Origin of the sequence: Xanthomonas codiaei (assembly GCF_002939785.1) — a bacterium.
Classification (GTDB): domain Bacteria; phylum Pseudomonadota; class Gammaproteobacteria; order Xanthomonadales; family Xanthomonadaceae; genus Xanthomonas; species Xanthomonas codiaei.
Genome location: NZ_MDEC01000076.1, coordinates 1 through 1,234, shown reverse-complemented (window position 1 = coordinate 1,234; position 1,234 = coordinate 1). Strand labels below are relative to the sequence as shown.

Here is a 1,234-nt window from a genome sequence, read left to right as displayed (position 1 = left end):
CGCTCCTTGTATCTGGACATGGTCGCCTAACAGCGTTATGTCTTCCGACTGATCATCGGAGCAGATGCAAGAAGCCCATGCGCTCCTTAAGCCTCGAGCTTGTATCGTAGATCGGCTCTGCATCTGCAACTGCTGGCCCTCGGTGTCCGGACGGTATCAAGAGTCCGCCACAGGCGTGAACTCGCATCACAAGGCAGGACCTGGACCAGCGCTGATCGTCGTCCATCTGATTTCAGGAGGTTTCCATGTCCCCCATCGTGGGCATCGACGTCGCCAAACACAGCGTGGATCTGGCCATCGAGCTGGCCAATGGCAAGCACCGCACCAAGGCCAAGCTTGCCAACGATCCCAAGGGATTTGCTGCCCTGCACGCGTGGCTGCGCACCCACGCGCAGCCGGATAGCTGGGTGGTGATGGAGGCCACCGGCAGCTATCACGAAGCGCTTGCCGAGTTCCTGCACGAGTGCGGCTATCGGGTGTGCGTGCTTAATCCGGCGCAGGTGGCGCTGTATGCGCGCAGCCAGTTGCGGCGGGTCAAGACCGACCGCAGCGATGCGAAGCTGATCGCCAGTTACGGGCTGCGCCATCGCGACCAGCTGCGCGCCTGGCAGCCCGATCCACCGGCCCTGAAGACGCTCAAGGCGCTGGTGCGTCGCCGCGATGACCTGCTGGAGATGCTGCTGATGGAACGCAACCGGCTGGAGGTTGCCCCCGCAGACGTGCAACCCTCGATCCAGGGGCTGATCGCGCATCTACAAGCCCGGATCAACGAGATCCAGCAGGCCATCGACGATCACATCGACCAAGACCCGGACCTGCGTCAGCAGCGTCATCTGCTGACCAGTATCAACGGGATCGGCGACATCAGCGCTGCGCTGCTGTTGGCCGAGCTGGGCCCGGTAAGCCGCTTCGCCGACGCGGGCGCGGTGACGGCCTTCGCCGGCCTGAACCCGCGCCTGCACGAATCAGGCAGGTATCAGGGCAAGGTTTGCATCTCCCGCACCGGCTCGGCGCGGCTGCGCGCCGGACTGTACATGCCAGCCCTGGTCGCCATACGTCATAACCCGGTGATCACCGCGCTCAAACAGCGTCTGCATGCACGCGGCAAACACGGCAAGCAGATCGTCTGCGCCGCCATGCGCAAGCTGCTGCATCTGGTCTATGGCGTCCTCAAATCGGGCACCGCATTTGACCCACAGAAAGCCCTTGCCAGGTGAGGGGCAAGACGGTATCT

The 1,234-nt window shown here is 63.2% G+C and carries 1 protein-coding gene; it reads left to right on the top strand.

Annotation, left to right across the window (positions count from 1 at the left end; all coding sequences use genetic code 11):
* Window positions 1-245: 245 nt before the first annotated feature.
* Complete coding sequence (locus XcodCFBP4690_RS22095; RefSeq protein WP_104544391.1) at window positions 246-1,217, top strand: IS110 family RNA-guided transposase; 972 nt, start codon at window positions 246-248, stop codon at window positions 1,215-1,217.
* Window positions 1,218-1,234 lie beyond the last annotated feature (17 nt).

Bases quoted from the DNA above. Each gene is read 5' to 3' on its own strand.
- XcodCFBP4690_RS22095 (WP_104544391.1), top strand. From the start codon at position 246: ATGTCCCCCATCGTGGGCATCGACGTCGCCAAACACAGCGTGGATCTG.